Origin of the sequence: Brevundimonas diminuta ATCC 11568, from assembly GCF_000204035.1 — a bacterium.
Taxonomy (GTDB): Bacteria; Pseudomonadota; Alphaproteobacteria; order Caulobacterales; family Caulobacteraceae; genus Brevundimonas; species Brevundimonas diminuta.
The window spans coordinates 524,853-539,555 of sequence record NZ_GL883086.1; the positions used below are offsets into that span (position 1 = coordinate 524,853).

The 14,703-nt window shown below is 64.6% G+C and carries 17 protein-coding genes and 1 tRNA gene; 11 read left to right on the forward strand and 7 right to left on the reverse strand.

Annotation, left to right across the window (positions count from 1 at the left end; translation table 11 throughout):
• Window positions 1–59 precede the first annotated feature (59 nt).
• Both BDIM_RS06280 and BDIM_RS17115 read right to left on the reverse strand, forming a co-directional pair.
• Window positions 60–344 (reverse strand): winged helix-turn-helix domain-containing protein, encoded by a 285-nt coding sequence (locus BDIM_RS06280; RefSeq protein WP_081461850.1) that lies wholly within the window; start codon window positions 342–344, stop codon window positions 60–62.
• The gene (locus tag BDIM_RS17115) at window positions 341–703 is read right to left on the reverse strand and encodes a response regulator (RefSeq protein WP_081461851.1); all 363 of its coding nucleotides are present in this window, start codon (window positions 701–703) and stop codon (window positions 341–343) included. Before BDIM_RS17115 ends, BDIM_RS06280 begins: the two co-directional genes overlap by 4 nt.
• A 234-nt stretch (window positions 704–937) precedes the next feature.
• Between BDIM_RS17115 and BDIM_RS06290 the strand changes: the two genes are divergently transcribed.
• Both BDIM_RS06290 and BDIM_RS17450 read left to right on the forward strand, forming a co-directional pair.
• Window positions 938–1,783 carry a DUF3313 family protein gene (locus tag BDIM_RS06290; RefSeq protein WP_040345258.1) on the forward strand — a complete coding sequence of 282 codons (846 nt, stop codon included), beginning with the start codon at window positions 938–940 and terminating at the stop codon, window positions 1,781–1,783.
• On the forward strand, window positions 1,780–2,148 hold the full coding sequence (locus BDIM_RS17450; protein WP_143276810.1) for an SDR family oxidoreductase: 369 nt from the start codon (window positions 1,780–1,782) through the stop codon (window positions 2,146–2,148). The genes BDIM_RS06290 and BDIM_RS17450 overlap by 4 nt, the downstream gene beginning before the upstream one ends.
• 2 nt (window positions 2,149–2,150) lie before the next feature.
• On the opposite strand, the gene BDIM_RS17120 is transcribed toward BDIM_RS17450, so the two are convergent.
• On the reverse strand, window positions 2,151–2,489 hold the full coding sequence (locus BDIM_RS17120; RefSeq protein WP_197733815.1) for a winged helix-turn-helix transcriptional regulator: 339 nt from the start codon (window positions 2,487–2,489) through the stop codon (window positions 2,151–2,153).
• 153 nt (window positions 2,490–2,642) lie between these two features.
• On the opposite strand from BDIM_RS17120, the gene BDIM_RS06295 reads away from it, so the two are divergent.
• The gene (locus tag BDIM_RS06295; RefSeq protein WP_003164732.1) at window positions 2,643–3,521 is read left to right on the forward strand and encodes a quinone oxidoreductase family protein; all 879 of its coding nucleotides are present in this window, start codon (window positions 2,643–2,645) and stop codon (window positions 3,519–3,521) included.
• Between the two features lie 172 nt (window positions 3,522–3,693).
• Here BDIM_RS06295 and BDIM_RS06300 read toward each other — a convergent pair.
• The 3 genes from BDIM_RS06300 to BDIM_RS06310 form a co-directional block, all read right to left on the reverse strand.
• Window positions 3,694–3,768, reverse strand: a tRNA-Val gene (locus tag BDIM_RS06300).
• A gap of 104 nt (window positions 3,769–3,872) precedes the next feature.
• Window positions 3,873–5,162 carry a dicarboxylate/amino acid:cation symporter gene (locus tag BDIM_RS06305; RefSeq protein ID WP_003164733.1) on the reverse strand — a complete coding sequence of 430 codons (1,290 nt, stop codon included), beginning with the start codon at window positions 5,160–5,162 and terminating at the stop codon, window positions 3,873–3,875.
• Between the two features lie 256 nt (window positions 5,163–5,418).
• The gene (locus tag BDIM_RS06310; protein ID WP_003164734.1) at window positions 5,419–6,105 is read right to left on the reverse strand and encodes an HAD-IA family hydrolase; all 687 of its coding nucleotides are present in this window, start codon (window positions 6,103–6,105) and stop codon (window positions 5,419–5,421) included.
• A gap of 75 nt (window positions 6,106–6,180) precedes the next feature.
• Between BDIM_RS06310 and glmU the strand changes: the two genes are divergently transcribed.
• Window positions 6,181–7,545 (forward strand): bifunctional UDP-N-acetylglucosamine diphosphorylase/glucosamine-1-phosphate N-acetyltransferase GlmU, encoded by a 1,365-nt coding sequence (gene glmU / locus BDIM_RS06315; protein ID WP_003164735.1) that lies wholly within the window; start codon window positions 6,181–6,183, stop codon window positions 7,543–7,545.
• Window positions 7,542–8,225: a ribose-5-phosphate isomerase RpiA gene (gene rpiA, locus BDIM_RS06320; RefSeq protein ID WP_003164736.1), complete on the forward strand. Its 684-nt coding sequence runs from the start codon at window positions 7,542–7,544 to the stop codon at window positions 8,223–8,225. The genes glmU and rpiA overlap by 4 nt, the downstream gene beginning before the upstream one ends.
• Here rpiA and BDIM_RS06325 read toward each other — a convergent pair.
• Window positions 8,215–9,165, reverse strand: coding sequence for a hypothetical protein (locus BDIM_RS06325; protein ID WP_003164737.1), 951 nt, complete (start codon window positions 9,163–9,165; stop codon window positions 8,215–8,217). The two genes, rpiA and BDIM_RS06325, sit on opposite strands and share 11 nt — an antisense overlap.
• A 241-nt stretch (window positions 9,166–9,406) precedes the next feature.
• On the opposite strand from BDIM_RS06325, the gene gor reads away from it, so the two are divergent.
• The 6 genes from gor to BDIM_RS06355 all read left to right on the forward strand — a co-directional run bounded on the left by gor (window position 9,407) and on the right by BDIM_RS06355 (window position 14,618).
• Complete coding sequence (gene gor / locus BDIM_RS06330) at window positions 9,407–10,792, forward strand: glutathione-disulfide reductase (protein WP_003164738.1); 1,386 nt, start codon at window positions 9,407–9,409, stop codon at window positions 10,790–10,792.
• A 94-nt stretch (window positions 10,793–10,886) separates the two neighbouring features.
• A complete protein-coding gene (locus BDIM_RS06335; protein WP_040345270.1) occupies window positions 10,887–11,630 on the forward strand; it encodes a class I SAM-dependent methyltransferase in 744 nt (247 codons plus the stop codon).
• Between the two features lie 83 nt (window positions 11,631–11,713).
• Window positions 11,714–12,610 carry a 3-hydroxyisobutyrate dehydrogenase gene (gene mmsB / locus BDIM_RS06340; RefSeq protein WP_040345273.1) on the forward strand — a complete coding sequence of 299 codons (897 nt, stop codon included), beginning with the start codon at window positions 11,714–11,716 and terminating at the stop codon, window positions 12,608–12,610.
• Window positions 12,611–12,744: 134 nt separating this feature from the next.
• A complete protein-coding gene (hemA, locus tag BDIM_RS06345) occupies window positions 12,745–13,971 on the forward strand; it encodes a 5-aminolevulinate synthase (protein ID WP_040345275.1) in 1,227 nt (408 codons plus the stop codon).
• A complete protein-coding gene (locus BDIM_RS06350; RefSeq protein WP_003164740.1) occupies window positions 13,968–14,153 on the forward strand; it encodes a DUF6898 family protein in 186 nt (61 codons plus the stop codon). Before hemA ends, BDIM_RS06350 begins: the two co-directional genes overlap by 4 nt.
• Window positions 14,154–14,216: 63 nt before the next feature.
• Window positions 14,217–14,618, forward strand: coding sequence for a GFA family protein (locus BDIM_RS06355; RefSeq protein ID WP_003164741.1), 402 nt, complete (start codon window positions 14,217–14,219; stop codon window positions 14,616–14,618).
• Window positions 14,619–14,703 lie beyond the last annotated feature (85 nt).

The window sequence follows — 14,703 nt, forward strand, 5'->3', positions numbered from 1 at the left end:
GGCGGCTCCAGCGATCGAGACCAGCAAGGTCTGCAGGATCGACCGTCTTTTCCAGAGCATCAGGGACGTTCCACCGTTGCGATGTAGCCGATACCGCGCAACGAATCGATCGTCACGCCGCCCCCTATGGCGACGAGCCGCCGGCGAACACGGTGGATCAAGATGTGGAGCGAGTTTTCGCTGTAATGGCCCTCAAGCGGATGAAGCGCGTCGCCGAGTTGCTCCTTGGAAAACACACGCTCGGGCCGCCGGAAGAACCGCTCAACCACTATGCTTTCAGCCCGAGACAGCTTTAGCTGGCCCGTGCGGCCGGAAAGCGTCTGGGCTCCGGGGACGTAGGTCACAGGTCCGAGTGTGCAAGCGCGCGAAGTCGTGCAATCAACTCATTGATCGCGAAGGGTTTGACGAGGTAATCGTCAGCTCCACGGTCCAGCCCGCGTACACGCTCGTCTATTTCGCCCAGGGCCGTCAGCACGAGAACTGCAGTCGTCAGCCCGCTTTGGCGCGCACGCGACAAGAGATCCAGTCCATTGTCCTGGCCGAGCATCAGATCAAGGACGACGACATCATGTTCGGTTGAGCGCCACGCGATCCATCCATCGTCCGCATTGTGGAAGACATCGACCGTGAAGCCGGAAGCAGTCAGTGACCGCGCCGTGCTGCGAGCAAGAAGCACGTTGTCTTCAATAAGGAGAATACGCATTGATCGCCTGTGTGTCTGGCGCGAAACGCCGACTTCGCGTCGTGTCGCCGCGGGCCAAGTCGAGCCTATCCGGCTTTTCCTTGCTGGTCTCCATTCTCGCGACCAAGGCTTTCACCAGTCTTTCATGGCGATGGCCTCGTTGCGATTTGCGAGTCCGCCGTGCCCATCATCCTGAAAGCTTGGCGGAAGAAACGCTCAGCAGTGTGGCGATCTCGCTAGACGGAGACGCCAGCCATGTTTTCCCCGATCCCCGCACGTAACGCCCGTCGGGCAGGTTCAATAACGGCCAAATTGCTGACTGCGGTCCTTCCACTTGCCGCCGCCGCCTGCCAGTCGTCTCCCATAGGTCACTCAGGGTTCCTATCCAGCTACGAGGGACTGGCGGATAGGACGGCGGGCATAGACGGCCCCCAGTCAATTCGAGACGACGTTCTTTCTGATGAAATTTCAATCGTCTATATACTTCCTAGCGTTCTTGATCTGGAGGAAGAGAGTGGGATTGCGCTCGAAGACTTGACGCGGGTGCGCAATGAGGTGGATCGCCAGATCTGCTATGAAGTCAGCGAGCGGTTTGACCTGGCGCCTGAACCTGTAGCCGGCGTCGGCCTGATCCGCAGCGTAATTACCAGGGTGGAACCGACGAGCCGGGTGGGATCGGCAGTCAGCGCCGTAGCCGGCTTCTTTATCCCAGTGCCTGTCGTGCAATTTCGAGTGCCGTCGGCGACCGGTGGGCTTGCCGTCGAATCGGAATTAATGACGTCGGACGGTCAGCAGGCCGCCGCGATAATCTGGTCGCGTTCGGTCGAAGTCGTCAGCAGAACGGATCCCTCGCTTTCACCTGTAGGTGATGCGCTTCAACTCGCGGAGCCTTTGGGCGACGCTGTGGGGGACGCCTTTGCATCAGATGCGAGGAAGGTGAGGTCGATCCCGGAGCCGGATCCCTGCGCCCGTTTCGGCCCCCGCCGCGATGTCCAGCGGTTCATCGGCAGCCGTCTGGTCGGGGCGGCCACCGGTCTCTACGTTCCATCGGTGGCGGGGAGCGGAAGGCCGGTGAAGGGCGATGAGCAGTCGCCGCGATGAATCGGACCGATCAGGCTGGTGACTTGGCCGTCTTCGTGAATCCGCCTTGGAAGACTTCATTGATTCTCAATGTCAGGCGGACGGCGGATTTCTCCGTTATCCGCCTGTTGGTCGAAGCCGGGGTAGGGGTGGCTGCTCATTTCAGATGCTGCCCGGCGCAAATGAATGGGTTGGTTGAAGAGCTGTGGGACAGCGGAGGACGTATCGTAGCGCTTCGGCAGGACGCCGAGGGGCGAGGCGCACACGCGTGGTTGTTGCATAGCGCCGAACAGATGCTTGGTCCTATCGATATTGTGCTCGATCTATGTGCTCATCCAGATGAAGGGCGCGACGGCCTTTCTTCTCTGGGCGGCGATGATGCTTGAAATCACTGTCGATGAAATTCGCGTTGGCTTGCAGTGCAGGCGTCGTACCGCGCCTGCGCTCGCTCGATTTCCTCGAAATTGGTCGAGGCCCATTGCGCCAATGCCCTAATGGCTGGCGCAAGCGCGAAGCCTAGGTCTGTGCCGCGATATTCGACTCCGGGCGGCGAGCCGGGGATAATTTGCCGTGAGACAAGTCCGCTTCGTTCCAGCCGGCGCAGGGTCTGGGCCAGAGCCTTGGGCGTTACTGAGCCGACGCATCGTCGTAAAGCGTTGAACCGCAGAGGGCCATGGCAAAGCTGCACGAGGATCAGCAGGGTCCATTTTTCCGACAGATGCGCCATCAGGCTCCTTGCACCTTCCGATAGTTCCGGCGGAGGGCCCTCGTAGGGCGGCGGTATCGTCATGGCTACTATATGATCCATGGGTGCGTTCTTGTGCGCTTAGTATACTGAATATAGCTGGTATCTCGTGTGTCGCTCAAAGGAAAAGCAAACATGAGAGCCATCGTTTCCAAAGGGGCGCAGGCCGAACTCGTAGCCATGGACATCGCGCCGCCGACTGCCGGTTCCGGCGAGGTAGTCGTCGATGTGCGCGCGATTGGCGTTGGGCGCGTCGACCTGATCATGCGGCAACTCATGCCTGCAGATTTTATCCCTGGGATCGAGGTTGCGGGTATCGTCACGTCTGTAGGGGCGGATGTGGATTCGCGATGGGGCGATCGACGCGTGTTCGCCCGGATGCAAGCGGGCGGCTATACTGAGCAGGTAGTCGTCAGCGAAGATGACATAGTCGCTTTGCCGGACGGCGTGGCCTTTGAATCCGCTGTGGCTTCGGGCGTTAATGCGCTGGTCGCTCGCTTTTGCATTGCGAAGGCGCAGTTGATTGCAGGCGAGACTGTTCTTGTGCGTGGAGCCCAGGGCGGCATCGGGCATCTGGTCGTTCAGATGGCGAGAATCCTTGGAGCTCAGGTAATTGAGGGCCGCAAAAATAGCCCGCCAGTTCCCGCTGATGTGGTGATAGATCTCGTCGCGGGTTCAGGCGCTCGCGCCTGCATTGAACAACTGAATGCAAATGGCCGCTATGTCATTGCCGGAATTTCCGCCGGCATGCCGCCTGCGGATTTCGCGGGTCCGCTCCTTACGGACTTCAGGCGCTCTCGGTCGCTCATGACCCTCAGCCTGGATAGCTATCCTCCTAGCGTTGTGAGCTACGCCGCAAATGAGGTGTTCACCGATGTTGCGGCAGGAAAAATCATCCCGATCGTTGCTGAGACCATGTCGCTTAGCCAAGCCAATGCGGCGCATCGCTTGCTCGAAGCGGGCGGGATCGTCGGCAAGGTTGTCTTGCTGCCGGATCCACGCATGGTTCGATAATCTGTGAGTATCTGATGAGCGCTTGATGACGAGCTTTTCAGATCGACTGACTACCGACGTGGGCGTCGCCTTGACGTTGATTTCGGCCTGTTCGCCGACCCTGGCACCCCGCTAGCACCCCCTAAACGGGAACTAATGATCGCCATGACGCTTCGAATTTTAGTTGGAAAAATGGTGGACGCGACAGGGATTGAACCTGTGACCCCCTCGGTGTGAACGAGGTGCTCTCCCGCTGAGCTACGCGTCCGCCTGGAACGGGGCGGTCAGTGACTGCGCCGTCGGGAGGCGGGGACATAGCCCGCGATTCCGACGACGGCAAGCCTCAATTCATCAAATAGCAGCGTCGCTTGCTCAGATTCCCGCCGCCCGCGCGCCTTCCGGAGTTTCATCCTCCGGATCGCCGGGCAGCCAGGCGACATGGCCGTTGTAGATGTCCTGGTTCAGGATGCCTTCTTCCTTCGCGACCAGGACCGGCACGACCATCTGGCCGGTCACGTTGGTGGCGGTACGCATCATGTCGATGATGCGGTCGATGGCGATGATGTAGCCGACGCCTTCCAGCGGCAGGCCCGCCGTCGACAGCGTCAGGGTCAGCATGACGATGCTGGTCCCCGGCACGCCCGCCGTGCCCAGCGACCCCAGCACGGCCGTCAGGCCGATCAGGATGTACTGCGTCAGCGTCAGGTCGATCTGGAAATACTGGGCGATGAAGATCGAGGCGATGGCCGGATAGATGGCGCCGCATCCGTCCATCTTCACATTGGCGCCCAGCGGCACGGCGAAGGCGGCGTAGGCCTGGGGCACGCCCAGCCGCTCGACTGTCTGGCGCAGGGTGACGGGCAGGGTGCCCAGCGACGACGAGGTGGCGAAGGCCGTCTGCATGGCTGCAGCTCCGCCTCGGAAGAAGCTGACGACCTTCAGCCCGTGCAGCTTCAGCAGGCCCGAATAGACGACGAAGATGTGGAACAGGCAGGCCGCATAAATGGCGAAGATGAACTTGCCCAACGGCAACAGCGCCTCCCAGCCATAGCCCCCGACGACCGAGCCGATCAGGCCGAACACCCCGAAAGGCGTCAGTTGGATCACCCAGCGGGTGATGCGGAACACCAGGGCCGCGCCTTCATCCACCAGCCTGCGCGCGTTTTGCGCCCGGTCGCCCAGCGCCACCAGGGCCGCTCCCAGCAAGGCCGAGAAGAAGATGATCTGCAGCACCTTGCCTTCGGCCAGGGAGGCGAAGGGGTTGGTCGGCACGACGCCCAGCAGAACCTGCAGGGGCGAAGGAATCTCGCGCGCCTTCACCTCGCCCAGCGGCAGGTCGGACAGGCCGACGCCCGGATTGATGATGTGGCCGAACGCGAAACCCACCAGCACGGCCAGCAGGGAGGTGATGGCGAACCAGACGATCGTTCGCACCCCCAGCCGCACCGCGCCGACCCCTTCGCCCAGCTTGGCGATCGAACTGGCGATGGTGAACAGCACCAGCGGCGCCACCACCATGCGGATCAGGTTCAGATAGACGTCGCCGATCGGCTGCAGCCAGATGGTCGCCTGCTCGCGCAGGATCAGACCGGCGATGATGCCCAGGACGAACCCGGCGGCGGTGCGCTGCCACAAGGGAATGGCGAAGAAGCGACGAAGCATGACGACCCTGGGAGGAGGAACGGGTCGATCTATGTGTTTCGCAGGCGCAAAGACCGCAACAGCCGCAGGGGCGGTTGAGGGGTAGAAGTTCTAATGCCGCCTTTAGTTTTCCTTCTCCCCTTGTGGGGGAAGGCGGCCCGTCAGGGCCGGATGAGGGGCCTCTCGGCATAGACTGACGAGCGATGATTTGCGGGTCGGCGCAACCCCTCATCCGTCAGGCTCCGCCTGCCACCTTTTCCCACAAGGGGAGAAGGATTCAGCGCATCACCTCGGCCAGCGCCTCTTCAAACCCGTCGTAGTGGTCGATCATCACGTCGCCGCCCAGTTCCGCGTGCGGCACGTCGTTGTAGCCGAAGCTGACGGCGATGCAGGGCACGCCCGCATCCTTGGCCGCCTTGGTGTCCGTGGTGCTGTCGCCGACCATGACGCAGCGCGCCGGGTCGCCGCCCGCCTTCTGCACCGCTTCGATGATGTGGGCGCCGCTGGGCTTGCGGGCCGAGACCGCATCCGGTCCGGCGATGAAGGCGAAATGGCGCGTCAGCTCCAGCGCCTCGATCAGCGCCACCGACAGGTCGGTGCGCTTGTTGGTCGCCACGCACAGGGTCGCCCCGCGCGCGCTCAGCCGATCCAGCGCGGCGACGCAGCCGTCGAACGGGCGGCTCTCATCGGCGATGTGGGCCAGGTAATGCTCGATGAAGCGCTCGAACAGGCCGGGGGCGTGGGCCTCGTCCCAGGCGGCGCCCGCTTCCACGAAGCCGTGGCGCAGCATGGCCATGGCGCCGTGTCCGACCAGATGCCGGGTCGAGGACATGGGCACGGGCGGCAGTTCATACTCCGCCAGCATCCGGTTCAGCGTGCCGATCAGATCCGGCGCCGAATCCACCAGGGTGCCGTCCAGGTCGAAGGCGATGGTCCAGCCTTCCAGGTCGCGCTCAATGCTCACTCATCTGTCTCCCGGCTCGCGAAGACCCCGGCAATGGGCTAGATCGCAGGCAACGACAAGCCGCCGGATCGATTCATGACCGCACATCATCCCCACAGTCATCCGCGAGCCGCCATCATCCTCGCCGCCGGTCAGGGCACGCGGATGAAGTCGCCTCTGCCCAAGGTGCTGCACCCGGTCGGCGCGCGCGCCATGCTGGACCACGCCATCGATGCGGCCGAGGCTCTGGGCTGCGAGCGCATCGTCGTCGTGGTCGGCGCCCACTCGCCGGAAGTCCGCGCCCATGTCGAAAAGCGTCTGGGCGCCGACAGCATCGCCGTTCAGGATCCGCCGCTGGGCACCGGCCACGCCGTTCGCGCCGCCGAGGCCGTCTTGGGCGACTTCGTCGGCCATGTGGTCGTCACCTACGGCGACGTGCCCCTGCTGAAGGCGGCCGACATAGAGCCGGTTTTCGCCGCCCATGAAGGCGTCACCGTCATCGGTTTCGAGGCCCGCGATCCCGGTGCCTACGGCCGCCTGATCCTTGACGGCGACAGCCTGGTGGCCATCACCGAGGCCAAGGAGGCGTCGGCCGAGGTTCTGGCTGTGACCGCCTGCAACTCCGGCGTCATGGCGGCCCCGGTCGGCCTGCTGTTCGAGCTGTTGTCCGAGGTGACGAACGACAACGCCAAGGGGGAATACTACCTGACCGACGTGGTCGAGCTGGCGCGCAAGCGCGGCGCTCCGACCCGCGCCGTCTTCGCTGCTGAAGACTCCGTCATGGGCGTCAACGCGCAAGGCGAACTGGCCCAGGCCGAGGCCCTGTTCCAGAAGACCCAGCGCGAGCATTTCCTGGCGCAGGGCGTGACCATGAGCGCCCCAGACACCGTCCACTTTGCCTGGGACACGGACATCGGAGCGGGCGCGACCATCGAACCCTTCGTCGTCTTCGGCCCCGGCGCCAAGGTGGCCGAGGGCGCGCGCATCCGCAGCTTCAGCCATATCGAGGGCGCCAAGGTCGCGACGGGCGCCGAGGTCGGTCCCTACGCCCGCCTGCGTCCCGGCGCGGACCTGGGCGAGGGGGTCAAGATCGGCAATTTCGTCGAGGTGAAGAACGTCCGCATGGATGCGGGCGCCAAGGCCAACCATCTGGCCTATCTCGGCGACGGCGAGGTGGGGGCGAAGGCCAACATCGGCGCGGGCACGATCTTCTGCAACTACGACGGCTTCTTCAAACAGCGCACCACGGTGGGCGAAGGCGCTTTTGTCGGCTCGAACTCGTCGCTGGTCGCTCCCGTGACCATCGGCGCAGGCGCCATGGTCGGCTCCGGCTCGGTGGTGACGAAGGATGTCGCGCCCGGCGATCTGGCGCTCGGCCGCGCGGAACAGACAATGAAACCCGGTTGGGCGGCCCGGTTTATGGCTGCCATGCGCGCAAAGAAGGCGGCGAAATCCCAATGAGCGACCTGCAGAAGAAGAACGCCGGCGAAGCCGCCGCCGCCTACGTCGAGGGCGGCATGGTTGTGGGCCTGGGCACCGGCTCCACCGCCGCCTGGTTCGTCAAGGCGCTGGCCGCCCGCAACCTGCCGGACCTGCGCTGCGTCCCGACCTCCGAGCGCACCGCCGATCTGGCGCGCGAGCTGGGCCTGACCCTGTCGACGCTGGAAGACACGCCGAAGATCGACCTGACCGTCGACGGCGCTGACGAGATCGGCCCCGGCCTGGCCCTCATCAAGGGCGGCGGCGCGGCCCTGCTGCGCGAAAAGCTGGTGTGGGAGGCGTCCGCCCGCTGCATCTGCATCGCCGACGCGGCCAAGGTGGTTCCGGCGCTGGGAACCTTCCCCCTGCCGATAGAGGTCGTCGCCTTCGGCCACAAGACGACCGCCAACCGCATCGCTGACGTTCTGGCCGATCACGACATCGCTTCGCCCGCCCGCGTGCGCGAGGCCGAGCGCGGCCTGATCCGCACCGACGGCGGCAACCTGATCTACGACGCGGCCTGCAAGCTGATCGCGGACCCGGCTCGTCTCGCCGCCGACCTGAAAAGCCTGACCGGCGTGGTTGAACACGGCCTCTTCCTCGACCTGACGGACCTAGCCGTCATCGGCACGAACGAGGGGTTCGAAACGCTTAATCCGTAGTTGTCGGCGCCTCATCGGCCAGTCGGGCGTGCGCGCGACGGATGGAGGACTGGATCTCTGACTTGCCCGCCCGTACGTTTTGACGGGTGCGCTCTGCGCCGTAGAGGCCGTGAAGATACGCCTTGTCCCACTCGGTCAGGTGTGGGGCGCTGTCCGGGTCGTCGAAGACGTTCAGGATCGACGCATAAGCGCTAGTGTCCGCCGTTGGGTCGATCTGCGCCAGCGACACCATAGTGACGTAATCGGCCAGTTGCAGCGAATTGATTGCGCCGGTCTTGCTGATGTCCACGACGATGATGGCGCGGAAAATGTTGTCGACGATCTGTGTCGTCAGACGTGAAGCCGAGGACACATTGATTACCGGGGCATAGTCCATCGGCCCCGAGCAATCGTTCGTACACTCTCCGGGGATGCGAACCGCGCGCTGACCCGTTTCAGAATCGACCGGCATGCTGACCTGCCACCAGCGGACGGGGCGGCTGGTTTCTTGGAAATCTCTCAGTGCAGCAGCGCCACGATCCATGCCGGAGCCGCCCATGCGTAGGGCCCGACGGCGGCGCTCAACCAGTTCCTGCGCAAAGGCGTCGCCATCCGTGGTTGCGACGATCAGCAGATTGGGCGTGCACCCGGGATCGCCTGTATTCAGACCAAGATCTTCCGCCACGGTCGAAACACGGTCCACCAGATATTGCGCGGCTTCACGACGCAGATTGACGGCGCCGACACAGACGCTGCGATCCCATCGTGCGATGCCGCGACCGCGATTGGGCGCGGCGACCTCGCTCACAAAGTTCTCTATCAGGGCGTCCAGGCGCCGCCCTGAGACTTGGATGTCCTCCAGGCGAACGGCTTGATCTTCAGCGCTAGAGTTCGCCTGTGCGGGCGCTTGGTCTAGCGGCATGCTCGCGCTGAGAGCCAGAGCGAAAATTTGAGCAATCATGCCGCGCCCTTTGACGTAGTGATGTTCTTTAAACTCTATTCAAGAGTTGTGGTTTGTCAAAGCTTCAAAGTCGCTCGCACACAGACTTGTTCTGGGATTGCTCAACCGTGTGGCGCCCAAGCGCCTTGCCCCCTCGCGCCCCGGCGCCTAAGTCGGGTCAGCGCCGCGGTTCGGCCGCGCGGATTTCAGACGATTCAGACGAATTGGACTCATCTTTTCGGGTCCATTGCCGGAGAGCCCGATGGCCCAATACGACTACGACCTCTTTGTCATCGGCGCCGGTTCGGGCGGGGTGCGGGCGGCGCGGCTGACGGCGCTGGGCGGCAAGAAGGTCGCCATCGCGGAAGAGTATCGCGTCGGCGGCACCTGCGTCGTGCGGGGCTGCGTGCCCAAGAAGTTCATGGTCATGGCCTCCGAGGTCAGCCACGCGCTGGAGATCGCCGAGGGCTACGGCTGGTCCTTCGACAATGCGAAGTTCGACTGGCCGACCTTCCTGCAGGCCAAGGACGTCGAGATCGCCCGCCTGTCGGGCATCTACGCCGCCAACCTGGCCAAGGCGGGCGTCGATCTGGTCCATGGCCGCGCCATCCTGAAGGACGCCCATACCGTCGAGATCGTCGGAAAAGGCCAGACCATCACCGCCGAGAAAATCCTGATCGCCACCGGCGGCCGCCCGTGGAAGCCGGAAGGCCTGACGGGCGTCGAACACGCCATCACCTCGGAAGAGGCCTTCCACCTGCCGGAACTGCCCAAGCGCATCCTGATCGCAGGCGGCGGTTATATCGCGGTGGAGTTCGCGGGCATCTTTGCAGGCCTCGGCGTCGAAACGACCCTGATCTATCGCGGCCCCAACATCCTGCGCGGCTTCGACGACGACGTGCGCGCCCATCTGGCGGGCGAGATCCAGAAGCGCGGCGTCAAGGTCATCCTGGGCTGCCAGCATTCCTCGATCGAGAAGACCGAGACCGGCCTGGTCAACCACCTCGAAAACGGCATGAAGATCGAAACCGATGTGGTCATGTTCGCCACCGGCCGCGTTCCCTACGTCAAGGGTCTGGGCCTCGAGACCGCCGGGGTCGAACTGAACGACGACGGCGCCGTCAAGGTCGACCAGTATTCCCAGACCACGGCCGCCAACATCTGGGCCATCGGCGACGTCACCGATCGCATGAACCTGACCCCCGTCGCCATCCGCGAGGGCGTGGCCTTCCACGAGACGGTCTATCGGAACAATCCGCAGAGCTTCGACTATGAAGCCGTCGCCACCGCCGTCTTCAGCCAGCCGCCAGTCGGCACCGTCGGCCTGACCGAGGCCGAGGCCCGCCACGCCTGTCCGGGCGAGGTGGACGTCTATGTCACCCGCTTCCGGCCGATGAAATACGCCTTCACGGGCTCGGACGAACGGGTGCTGATGAAGCTGGTGGTGGATGGGGAGACCCAGCGCGTCGTCGGCTGCCACATCGTCGGCCCCGACAGCCCCGAGATGATCCAACTGGCCGCCATCGCCGTGAAGGCGGGCCTGACCAAGGCCCAGTGGGACGCGACCTGCGCCGTCCACCCGACCATGGCCGAGGAGCTTGTCACCCTGAAAGAGAAGCAGACCCCGGCCTCTATGTCCGCCGGTTGATCGCACGCCGGGGCGGCTTGCCAGCCGTCCCGTCTGCGCGCCTTATGCCGTCCGAAGGCCCCGACCGGGGCAGCAAGAGATCAAGGAGTTCATCATGAAGCCGCATCTGCTCGCCGCCGCCGTCGTCGCCGCCATCCTCAGCACCGCGCCCGCCATGGCCCAGAACGCCGCCGCGCCCGCCTATCAGGCCGCCGTCGCCGACACCTTGCGCCCGGCCGATGAAGTGGCCCGCGACCCCTTGCGTCATCCGGCCGAGATGCTGGCCTTCGCCCAGGTCAAGCCGGGCTGGCGCATCGCCGACATCCGTCCCGGCGCGGGCTATTTCAGCCGCCTGTTTTCGCGGGTCGTGGGCGAGGGCGGTCATGTCTACGCCTTCGTGCCGAACCGCACGGCCGAGCGCGAGAATCCGCGCGCCGACGCCCTGGTCGCCGCCTATCCCAACGTCAGCCGCGTCAACGGCGACCTGGACGCCATGAGCTTCGACCAGCCGTTGGACCTGGTCTTCATGAGTCAGGAATATCACGACTTCCACATCCCCCGTTTCGGCGTGGACGTGGCCAAGATGAACGCTGACATCTTCAAGGCGCTGAAGCCCGGCGGCCTCTATGTCGTCATCGACCACCAAGCCGCGCCGGGCGCCGCCAACACCGTGGTCGAAAGCCTGCACCGCATCGAGGGCGCCCAGCTCCGCAAGGAGGTCGAGGCCGCCGGTTTCGTCTTCGACGGAGAGAGCACAGCCGTCGCCAACCCGGCCGACGACCACAGCCTGAACGTCTTCGACGAGGCGATCCGGGGCAAGACGGATCAGTTCGTCTACCGCTTCCGCAAACCGAACTGAGGCGTCTCGTCTCAAATTGGTGACTGGCGAAGCGGGACGGGCGGCGCTAACCCTCGGCCAAAATCCATAAGGGAAACGCACAGATGACTCGCATCGCCTTCATCGGCCTGGGCAACATGGGCGGCGGCATGGCCGCCAATCAGGCCAAGGCCGGGCATGACGTGGCCGCCTTCGACCTGTCGCCCGTCGCGCTGGAGCGCGCCGCCGAGGCCGGGTGCCGCACCGTCGCCTCGGTCGCCGAGGCCGTGAAGGACGCCGAGGTGGTCATCACCATGCTGCCCGCCGGGCCGCACGTGCTCGGCGTCTATTCCGACCAGATCATCGGCGTGGCTCCGGCCAGCGCCCTGCTGCTGGACTGCTCGACCATCGACGTGGAGACGGCGCGCAAGGTCGCGGGTCTGGCCAAGGAGGCGGGCTACGCCTTCGCCGACGCCCCCGTTTCGGGCGGCACCGCCGCCGCTGACGCCGGCACCCTGGCCTTCATGGTCGGCTGCGACGAGGCCGACTTCGCCCGCGTCGAACCGGCGCTGGACCCCATGAGCCGCATCACCATCCGCGCGGGCGACCACGGCGCCGGTCAGGCGGCCAAGATCTGCAACAACATGCTGCTGGGCATTTCGATGATCGGCACGTGCGAGGCCATCGCCCTTGCCGAGAAGCTGGGTCTGGAGCCGGAACGCTTCTTCGAGATCGCCTCCAAGTCCTCGGGCCAGTGCTGGAGCGTCAGCAACTACTACCCCTGGCCGGGGCCAGTGCCGACCGCCCCGTCGAACCGCGAGTATGAAGGCGGTTTCGCGAGCGCCATGATGCTGAAGGATCTGAAACTGGCCCAGGACGCCGCCGCCAAGGCGGGCGCCGCGACGCCGATGGGCGCCCAGGCCGAGGCTCTCTACGCCCTGTTCAACGGCCTCGGCTACGGCGGCAAGGACTTCTCCGCCATGGTCCAGATGCTGCGCGGCCGCATCGACACCCTGGCTTGATGCAGGCGTTGATGAAGCTGAGAACCGTTATCAATTAAGGGGTTGGGACGTTTTGTCCGGCTCCTGACATGGACAAGACAGGGCGGCGCGCGCAATTAGGCCGCGAAAGCTGCATAAGCGAAAGAAGCGCCGCCTTGTTCGACTATAAGTCCGCCTTTCAGAACTCTGTGGATCAGGTCCGCAGCGAAGGTCGCTACCGCGTCTTCGCCGATCTGAAGCGGGTGCGCGGCCAGTTTCCTCGTGCGGTTCGTCGTCGCGAGGACGGCGCCCAGCAGGACGTCGTCGTCTGGTGCTCCAACGACTACCTGGGCATGGGCCAGCACCCGGTGGTGATCGACGCCATGCAGGCCGAGATCGAAAAGACCGGCGCCGGGGCAGGGGGAACGCGCAACATTTCGGGCACGACGCGTTCGGCCGTGGATCTGGAAGCCGAGCTGGCCAGCTGGCACCAGAAGGAAGCGGCTCTGCTGTTCACCTCGGGCTATGTGGCCAATGAGGCGACGCTGTCGACCCTGCAGAAGATCCTGCCGGGCCTGATCATCTTCTCCGACGCCCTGAACCACGCCTCCATGATCGCGGGCATCCGCAACGGCGGCGGCGAGCGTCATATCTTCCGCCACAACGACCTCGAACACCTCGAGGAACTGCTGGCGGCGGCGCCTGCCGCTGCGCCCAAGCTGGTCGCTTTTGAGAGCGTCTATTCGATGGACGGCGACATCGCCGACATCGCCGGCACCATCGCCCTGGCCAAGAAATACGGCGCCCTGACCTATCTGGACGAGGTTCACGCCGTGGGCCTGTACGGCGAAACCGGCGCGGGCGTGGCCGAGCGTGACGGCGTGCTGGACGGCATCGACATCGTCGAATGCACGTTGGGCAAGGCCATCGGCGTCATGGGCGGCTACATCGCCGCCGATGCGGTGATCGTGGACGCCGTGCGCAGCTGGGCCTCGGGCTTCATATTCACCACCAGCCTGCCGCCCGCTCTGACCGCCGGGGCCCTGGCCTCGGTGCGCCATCTGAAAGCGCACCCTGAACTGCGCGACGCCCATCAGGAGCGCGCCGCCACCCTGAAGCGCCGTCTGTCTGAGGCGGGCATTCCCGTCCTGCCCAGCGTCAGCCATATCGTGCCGGTTCACGTCGGCAACCCGGTGCACTGCAAGCTGATCTCGGACATGCTGCTGGAAGAGCACGGGATCTACGTCCAGCCGATCAACTATCCGACCGTGCCCAAGGGGGCCGAGCGCCTGCGCTTCACCCCTTCGCCCGACCATGACGACGCCATGATCGACAAGCTGGTCGAGGCGATGGACAAGCTCTGGTCTCACTGCAACGTGGCGCGTCAACCGGCCGCCGCATGACGCACGACCCCGAGCTCGGCGAGGTCATCGTCGAGTTCGTCCGCAACGGCCCCTATGTGAAATGCTCGGCGATCCACGTGGCCACTGGCCGCGAGGTCAGCGCCATGGGGCCGGTCAACGAGCCGAAGTCCGTCGAACGGGTCGCCCTGGCCAAGTTGAAGCGCGCCTTGACCCAGATGTGAGCGCCGCTGCCGTTTTCTGACAGCAGAAGGCAGTATCCTCTTGATATGAAGGAGGAGCCCCACATGACCCTGACCGCCGCCTGCCACTGCGGAGCCGTGAAGATCGAGGCGCCGGACCTGCCCAAGCAGGCCGCATCCTGCAACTGCACGTGGTGCCATCGGACCGGTGCGGTCTGGGGCTACTACAGTCTGGATGAACTGACGATCACCACGACAGGACCGGTGGGCGACTATGCTCCCAACGGCATGAACCACCATCACTTCTGTGCGACCTGCGGCGGCAACACCCACGGCTTCTCGCCGGACTGGGGTTCTGTCTACAACGCCGACGGGACGCCGAAAGAGGGGCATCAGCCCGGCTCCATGCCCTCGACGCGCATCGCGGCGGTCAATTTGCGCATGGCGCCCGACCTGGACCTGTCCTCGATCAAGATCGAGCAGATGGACGGCCGCAACAACTGGTAGGCGATTTTCGCCGCCGTCCGCGATGACGTGGCCTGCGGCCTCGCATCCCCCTAGATGTTGTGGTGTTCGGCGGCGCGGCCTAGAT